This is a genomic window from Actinacidiphila sp. bgisy144, assembly GCF_057708105.1.
In genome coordinates this window covers 1-7,671 of sequence record NZ_JBYIRM010000074.1, presented here as the reverse complement: position 1 = coordinate 7,671, position 7,671 = coordinate 1, and the positions used below count along the sequence as shown (strand labels likewise).

The window sequence follows — 7,671 nt, the reverse complement described above, 5'->3', positions numbered from 1 at the left end:
ACTCGCTCTGACCTGGGGTCTTCCTAGATGTCGAAGTACAGCTCGAACTCGTGGGGGTGCGGGCGGAGCTGGAGGGGGGCGATCTCGTTGGTGCGCTTGTAGTCGATCCAGGTCTCGATCAGGTCCTCGGTGAAGACGCCGCCCGCCTGGAGGTACTCGTTGTCGGCCTCGAGGGCCTCGAGGACAGCCGGCAGCGAGGTCGGGACCTGGGGGACGCTCGCGTGCTCCTCCGGGGCCAGCTCGTAGAGGTCCTTGTCGATCGGCTCGGCCGGCTCGATCTTGTTCTTGACGCCGTCCAGGCCCGCCAGCAGCAGCGCGGAGAACGCCAGGTACGGGTTGGAGGACGGGTCCGGGGCGCGGAACTCGACGCGCTTGGCCTTCGGGTTCGACCCGGTGATCGGGATACGCATCGCCGCGGAGCGGTTGCGCTGCGAGTAGACCAGGTTCACCGGGGCCTCGAAGCCGGGCACCAGGCGGTGGTAGGAGTTCACCGTCGGGTTGGTGAAGGCCAGCAGCGACGGGGCGTGCTTGAGGATGCCGCCGATGTAGTAGCGGGCGATGTCCGACAGGCCCGCGTAGCCCTGCTCGTCGTAGAAGAGCGGGGAGCCGCCGGTCCACAGCGACTGGTGGACGTGCATGCCGGAGCCGTTGTCACCGAAGATCGGCTTGGGCATGAAGGTCGCGGTCTTGTTGTTGCGCCAGGCCACGTTCTTGACGATGTACTTGAAGAGCATCAGGTCGTCGGCCGCGGCGAGCAGCGTGTTGAACTTGTAGTTGATCTCGGCCTGGCCCGCGGTGCCGACCTCGTGGTGCTGGCGCTCGACCTGGAGGCCGGCCGCCTCCAGCTCCAGGGAGATCTCGGCGCGCAGGTCGGCGAAGTGGTCGACCGGCGGGGCGGGGAAGTAGCCGCCCTTGTAGCGGACCTTGTAGCCGCGGTTGTCCTCGGTGGCGCCGGTGTTCCAGGCGGCCGCCTCGGAGTCGATGTGGTAGAACGACTCGTTCGCCGAGGTCTCGAAGCGCGCGCTGTCGAAGACGTAGAACTCGGCCTCGGGGCCGAAGTACGCGGTGTCGGCGATACCGGTGGAGGCGAGGTACGCCTCGGCCTTCTTCGCGACGTTCCGCGGGTCGCGGCTGTACTGCTCACCGGTGATCGGGTCGTGGATGAAGAAGTTGATGTTCAGCGTCTTGTCCCGCCGGAACGGGTCGACACGCGCGGTCGACAGGTCCGCCCGGAGCGCCATGTCGGACTCGTGGATCGCCTGGAACCCGCGGATCGAAGAGCCGTCGAAGGCCAGTTCCTCGGTCGGGTCGAACGTCGAGACCGGAACCGTGAAGTGCTGCATCACGCCGGGCAGGTCGCAGAACCGGACGTCGACGAACTTGACGTCCTCGTCCTTGATGAACTTGTTGACGTCGTCGGCGTTCTGGAACATCCAACTCCTCCTAGGCCCGGCCCCGCGGGTCGGGGTCGGCGATCGAGACGTGCGGCCAGTGCGGTGGCGCACACTGCCCTGACCATAGGGATCAGGGATTTCTCCAGCATGACCCATTTGTTTCGCAGAGGTTAACCGCGACGCCGTGGATTTGCCCCCGAACGCCCGTCGCCCAGGAGCCGCAAGGGCGGCCGGCGGGTGCCCGTGGTGCCCGCCCGGTGGGCGCCGGGCGCCCGGGGTTACCGTGGATGCCGTGGACAACAGGGAAGTAGTGGGATCGTGGCTCTCCGGGCCCCGCGCGGCCGCGGAGCAGATGGGCGTCGAGTTCGGCTACCGCGGTGAGCGGCTGGGCCTGCCCGAGGACGGACCGGGTTCCATCGCGTCCGTCGGCCGCCGGATCGCGGCGATCTTCATCGACTGGGTGCTGTGCGTGCTGATCGCATACGGCCTGATCGCGCACCGTGACGTGCACTCCGCGAACAACTGGGCGCTCGCCGTCTTCGGCGCGGTCAGCCTGATCGGGCTGTCGCTGGTCGGCGGCACCCCGGGGAAGATGATCACCCGGCTGCGGGTGGTCGGCCTCGACGGACGCCGGCTCAGCCCGCTGGCGGCGGTGATCCGTACGGTGCTGCTGCTGCTCGTGATCCCCGCGCTGGTCTGGGACCGCGACACCCGCGGGCTGCACGACAAGGCGGCCAAGGCGGTCCAGGTCCGGATCTGAACCGGGCCCGCGGGGCGCGGCGGGTACAGGAAGACATGAGAAGGCGCGGGAAGACATGAGAAGGGGTGCCGGGAGATCTCTCGGCACCCCTTCTCACGTGTCTTGACCCGCAGACGGTTCAGCGGCCCCGCGGCATCCGCATCCCCTTGGGCATCGGCCCCTTCGGAATCGGCATGTTGCTCATCAGGTCCCCGAGCGCCCGCAGCCGGTCGTTCACCTCGGTGGTCTTCGGGCCGCTCAGCGACCGCGGCAGCCGCAGCAGCGTCGTACGGATCTTCTTCAGCGGCAGCTGGCCCTCGTCCTCGCCGACGATGTAGTCGTGCACCGGCACGTCGTAGACGACCCGGGCGACCTTCTTCTTCTCGGCGGCCAGCAGGCCCTTCACCCGGTTCGGGTTGCCCTCGCCGACCAGCACGATGCCGGCCCGGCCGACCGCCCGGTGGACGACGTCCTGGCTCTTGTTCATCGCCACCGCGGGGGTCACGGTCCAGCCCCGTACGTTCTGCAGCACGGCGGCGGCCGCGCCCGGCTTGCCGTCCAGCTGTCCGAAGGCGGCCCGCTCGGCGCGGCGGCCGAAGACCACCGCGGTCGCCAGCAGGGCCACCAGCAAGCCCAGGATGCCCGCGTAGATCGGGTGGTTGATCAAGAAGCCGAGGGCGAGGATGACACCGAAGGTGACGATTCCCACAGCCGCAAGGACAAGACCGATCTTAGAGTCGGCCTGCCTGGTCATCTTGTATGTCTGGACGATCTGTGCGAGCCGTCCAGAACTGCTCTCGGATGTTTCCTTCCTCGCCATGTGGCAAAGGATACGTGGCCTGTCGGTACGCCGTCACCGCGGTCCGAGGGCCTCGCCCCGCTCGCTGCCCGCGAGCGCCGCGATCTCGCGCTCGGCCTCCCGCCGGTCCTTGGCGCGCTGCCGGTCCGCCACGACTGCCGCCCAGGCGTTCCTGCGGGCGGTCTGCTGGCCGCCGCCGAGCAGGAAGCTCTCCACGGCACGCAACGCACCCGCCACCGGACCCGTACCCGGGCCTGTCCCCGGAGCCGCGACCGCCCCCGGGGCGGACCCCCGGCGGTGGCCGGGAACCGCCGGAACCGGCTGGAGCCGGAAGCGCGGCTGGAGCCGCAGACGGGGTGGCAGCCCGGTCAGGAGGCGGCCGGGAACGTGCACCTGCTCGGACGGCGACGACGGCGACGACGGCATTGCGTCCCCTCGGGAGGAAGGCGGAACGAGGAAGGCTGCGGGTGGAGCGGGACGTGCCGTGCGAGGCCCGGAAGCCCCTGCCGGGACCGGCGGAGCCGGGGCCCCGGCGCCCGGAAGGACCCGGCACGGCAACGGTGTGGCAGGACCAAGCCTCGCCACACCGTGTTACCAGCCGGTGACCATCCGGTCAATCTCACATGAAAGCGGCACCGTCGGCGGCCACGGCCGGCTCCAGGCCCGCCCGCCGGTCGATGGCCTGCTGGAAGAGGCGTCCGGCCCGGTACGACGAACGGACGAGCGGCCCGGACATCACACCCGCATAGCCGATCTCCTCGGCCTCCTCCTTCAGCTCCACGAACTCCGCCGGCTTCACCCAGCGCGCCACCGGGTGGTGCCGGGCGGAGGGCCGCAGGTACTGGGTGATGGTGATCAGCTCGCAGCCCGCGTCATGCAGGTCCTGGAGCGCCTGGCTGATCTCCTCGCGCTCCTCGCCCATGCCCAGGATCAGGTTGGACTTGGTGACCAGCCCCGCCTCGCGGGCGCGGGTGATCACCTCGAGGGAGCGCTCGTAGCGGAAGCCGGGGCGGATGCGCTTGAAGATCCGCGGCACCGTCTCCACGTTGTGCGCGAGCACCTCGGGGCGGGCGCCGAAGACCTCGGCGAGCTGGGCGGGCTCGGCGTTGAAGTCGGGGATGAGCAGCTCGACCTTCGTACGGCCGCCGGGGCGCTCGGCGGTCATCGCGTGGATGCGGCGGACCGTTTCCGCGTAGAGCCAGGCGCCGCCGTCCTCGAGGTCGTCGCGCGCGACACCGGTGATCGTGGCGTAGTTCAGGTCCATGGTGAGCACGGACTCGCCGACCCGGCGCGGCTCGTCCCGGTCCAGGGCCAGCGGCTTGCCGGTGTCGATCTGGCAGAAGTCGCAGCGCCGGGTGCACTGGTCGCCGCCGATGAGGAAGGTCGCCTCGCGGTCCTCCCAGCATTCGTAGATGTTGGGACAGCCCGCCTCCTGGCACACGGTGTGCAGGCCCTCGCTCTTCACGAGTTTCTGCATCTGTGTGTACTCGGGACCCATCTTCGCCCGGGTTTTGATCCACTCGGGCTTGCGCTCGATGGGGGTCTGGCTGTTGCGGACCTCAAGGCGCAGCATCTTGCGTCCGTCGGGTGCGACTGCGGACACGACCGGCTCCCTCTAAAGCTTCGATTCTACGGCGAACACCAGCGTACGCCCGTGCTTCCCATGGCCTGTCCTCCGTGCAACCCGCGGCATGGAGAAGGCATTCCCTGCTTCCGCCTACACCGCGCGGGGCAGCAGCACCGCGCTGCCGAGCACCGCGGCCAGGTGCTTCTCGACCACCGGCAGCACCTCCGCCACGGTGACGTCCCGGCCCAGCTCGGCGGAGAGCGAGGTGACGCCCGCGTCGCGGATGCCGCACGGCACGATCCGGTCGAACCAGGTGTTGTCCGGGTCGCAGTTGAGCGCGAAGCCGTGCATGGTCACGCCCTTGGCGACGCGGATGCCGATCGCCGCGAGCTTGCGGTCCTCACGGCGCTGTCCGGCGTTCGACGGGGCGTACTCCGGGCCGCTCAGCCGCGGGTCGAACTCCTCGTCGGCCAGCCGCGGGTCGAAGTCCAGGGTCAGGCCGCCGGGCTGCTGCGGCACCGGGTCGCCCAGCACCCACACGCCGCTGCGCCCCTCCACGCGGGAGGTCGCCACGCCGAAGTCGGCGGCCACCGCGATCAGCGCGTCCTCCAGCCGGCGGACGTGGGCGACCACGTCGACCGGGCGGGGCAGCTTCATGATCGGATAGCCCACGAGCTGGCCCGGGCCGTGCCAGGTGATCTTGCCGCCGCGGTCCACGTCGATCACCGGGGTGCCGTCGAGCGGGCGTTCGCTGTCCGCGGTGCGGCGGCCGGCGGTGTAGACCGGCGGGTGTTCGAGCAGCAGGCAGGTGTCGGGCACCTCGTCGAGGAACCGGGCCGCGTGCACACGGCGCTGCTCCTGCCACGCCGATTCGTACTCGACGGCTTCGGCGCCGAACCCCAGGTGGACGAAGCGCAGTTCGCTCACGGCTACTCCTACTCCTCTGCGGTGCGCGACGGAGGCGCGCTGCGGGCCGCGGCTGGTGGTGCGGCCGTACGCACCTCAGCAACTGTACGGCGGCGCGCGGGGCGGGCGTGCCGCGGGCTCCGCGCGGCTGTGGACAACGCTGCGGGGCGGCGGAATCCAGCCGCGCCGGGTGTGTCCGGAATGCCGCTACTCGTAGCCCGTTCGGGCGAATATCCGGCTCTTACGGTGAGCTTCCCAGCACTGACCGTTACATTCGCGCCGATCCTGTCTCACCGCCCAGAGGAAGTGGACCGTACTGCCGATGACGGACCGCCCCACGCAGCGAACGCCGAACCTTCCGACCAGCGAGGCGCCCCGCCAGGCGCGTACCGAACGTACCGAACGTACTGCGCGTACCGAACGGCACCACCGGGCCAACACCAAACTCGCGGAGATCATCGCGGAGGCAGGCTTCTCGCACGCGGGACTCGCCCGCCGGGTCAACCAGCTCGGCGTCGAGCACGGGCTCGACCTCCGCTACGACAAGACGTCCATCACCCGCTGGCTGCGCGGCCAGCAGCCGCGCGGCACCACCCCCGCGCTGATCGCCGAGGTCTTCACGCAGCGCCTCGGCCGCCGGCTGGCCGCCCCCGACCTCGGGCTGGACGCGTGCGCGCCGGTCTACGCGGGCCTGGAGTACGCGGCCACGCCCGAGGAGGCGGTGGACATCGTCAGCGGGCTGTGGCGCAAGGACACCGGGAACCAGGCCGAGCTGCGGAAGATCGCGTTCACCCCGGCGGGACTGGTGGTGCCCAGCCGGGACTGGCTGATCGGGCGGGCCGACGAGCGGGTGGGGCAGGGGGCGCCGCCGGGGGGCCTGGCGGCGCCCTCGGGTGCGCCGCCGCCCGCCGAACCGGGCGGCGGAGCACCGGCCCCGGGGGCGTGGCCGGGGCGGGGCGCGCGGGTGCCGGTGCAGGGGCGCGGGCCGGGGGACGGCGAGCCGTTCGTCGTGCTCGGCGGTACCGGGCCCGCGTCCGGGGGCGGCGCGGCCGGGCGGGTCGGCGCGGGCGACATCGCGGCCGTACGGGCCGTGGGCGACCTCTTCCGCTCCCTCGACCACGCGTACGGCGGCGGGCACGCCCGGCAGGCCCTGGTCCGCTACCTGGAGCACGAGGCCGAGCCGCTGCTGCGCGGCTCCTACGGCGAGGCGCTCGGCCGCCGGCTGTTCGCCTCCGTCGCCGACCTCACCCGGCTCGCCGGGTGGACCTCCTACGACATCGGGGCACACGGCCTCGCGCAGCGGTACTTCGTGCAGGCGCTGCGGCTGGCGCAGGCGGCGGGGGACCGGGCCTACGGCAGCTACGTCCTGGTGACGATGAGCCGCCAGGCCGTCTACCTCGGGCACGGGCGGGAGGCGGTGCAGCTCGCCCGGGTCGCGCAGCAGGGGGTCGGGTCCGCGGCACCCGCGGTCGTCCACGCGCTGCTGCACGCGGCCGAGGCGCGCGGGCACGGGCTGCTCGGGGAGGCGCGGGCCTGTGCGGCGGCGCTGGCGCGGGCCGAGCGGTCGCTGGCCGCCGCCCGCGGCGGGGACGAGGTGCCCGGGTGGGTGCGCTTCTTCGACGAGGCGCAGCTCGCGGACGAGTTCGCGCACTGCCATCGGGACCTGCGGCAGTACCGGGCGGCGGTGCAGTACGCCGAGCGGTCGCTCCAGCTGAGGGCGGCGGCGTACGCGCGCAGCCGGTTGTTCTGCCGCACGGTGCTGGCGTGTGCGCGGCTCGGGCTCGGCGAGGTGGAGGCGGCGTGTGCGCACGGGGTGGAGGTGGTGCGGGGGGCGAGCGAGATGAGGTCGGTGCGGGCCGCCGAGTATGTGCGGGACTTCCGGCAACGGCTCGAGCCCTTCCGCGACACGGTCGCCGTACGTGCCTTTCACGACCGCATTGCCGCGTTGCCCCGCTGAACGCCTTGCCGGCGGGGCTTGGCGGGTGGGCGGTTCGCCGTTCCCGCGGGACGGGGGCGCGGACGCGGGTCGGGGGCGGGAACGGGGGTGGGGGGCCATGTGGGTGGCCGGGCCGAGGCGCGTCGTGGCTGGTCGCGCAGTTCCCCGCGCCCCTGGGGGAGTGCCCCTTGCGGTGGTGGGTTTGTGTGCGGGTGGGGTGTGGTTGGTCGCGCAGTTCCTCGCGCCCCTGCCCACCTGCGGCCCTTCCCGCCACAGCCGGCAGCCCCGCCGCAAGACGCAACACCCGGGGGTGCCAGGCCCCGTCGGCCA

7 protein-coding genes are annotated in these 7,671 nt (G+C 71.8%); 2 read left to right on the top strand and 5 right to left on the bottom strand.

Features of this window, described 5'->3' with window-relative positions; translation table 11 throughout:
- Positions 1-23 precede the first annotated feature (23 nt).
- On the bottom strand, positions 24-1,433 hold the full coding sequence (gene glnA, locus AC3EVP_RS36595) for a type I glutamate--ammonia ligase (RefSeq protein ID WP_335984118.1): 1,410 nt from the start codon (positions 1,431-1,433) through the stop codon (positions 24-26).
- Between the two features lie 253 nt (positions 1,434-1,686).
- Between glnA and AC3EVP_RS36590 the strand changes: the two genes are divergently transcribed.
- On the top strand, positions 1,687-2,154 hold the full coding sequence (locus AC3EVP_RS36590) for an RDD family protein (RefSeq protein WP_335984120.1): 468 nt from the start codon (positions 1,687-1,689) through the stop codon (positions 2,152-2,154).
- Between the two features lie 118 nt (positions 2,155-2,272).
- On the opposite strand, the gene AC3EVP_RS36585 is transcribed toward AC3EVP_RS36590, so the two are convergent.
- The 4 genes from AC3EVP_RS36585 to lipB form a co-directional block, all read right to left on the bottom strand.
- Positions 2,273-2,953, bottom strand: coding sequence for a DUF4191 domain-containing protein (locus AC3EVP_RS36585; protein WP_335984122.1), 681 nt, complete (start codon positions 2,951-2,953; stop codon positions 2,273-2,275).
- 33 nt (positions 2,954-2,986) lie between these two features.
- Entirely contained in the window at positions 2,987-3,148 is a 162-nt protein-coding gene (locus AC3EVP_RS36580) for a hypothetical protein (RefSeq protein ID WP_435138026.1), read from the bottom strand.
- 403 nt (positions 3,149-3,551) lie between these two features.
- Positions 3,552-4,535, bottom strand: coding sequence for a lipoyl synthase (gene lipA / locus AC3EVP_RS36575; RefSeq protein ID WP_435138023.1), 984 nt, complete (start codon positions 4,533-4,535; stop codon positions 3,552-3,554).
- A gap of 114 nt (positions 4,536-4,649) precedes the next feature.
- Positions 4,650-5,426, bottom strand: a complete 777-nt coding sequence (gene lipB, locus AC3EVP_RS36570) for a lipoyl(octanoyl) transferase LipB (protein ID WP_335984125.1) — start codon at positions 5,424-5,426, stop codon at positions 4,650-4,652.
- Between the two features lie 301 nt (positions 5,427-5,727).
- Here lipB and AC3EVP_RS36565 point away from each other — a divergent pair, with 301 nt between their 5' ends.
- Complete coding sequence (locus AC3EVP_RS36565) at positions 5,728-7,362, top strand: NsdA family TPR-like regulatory protein (protein WP_335984126.1); 1,635 nt, start codon at positions 5,728-5,730, stop codon at positions 7,360-7,362.
- Positions 7,363-7,671: the final 309 nt, after the last annotated feature.

Bases quoted from the DNA above. Each gene is read 5' to 3' on its own strand.
- glnA (WP_335984118.1), bottom strand. From the start codon at position 1,433: ATGTTCCAGAACGCCGACGACGTCAACAAGTTCATCAAGGACGAGGAC.
- AC3EVP_RS36585 (WP_335984122.1), bottom strand. From the start codon at position 2,953: ATGGCGAGGAAGGAAACATCCGAGAGCAGTTCTGGACGGCTCGCACAG.
- AC3EVP_RS36565 (WP_335984126.1), top strand. From the start codon at position 5,728: ATGACGGACCGCCCCACGCAGCGAACGCCGAACCTTCCGACCAGCGAG.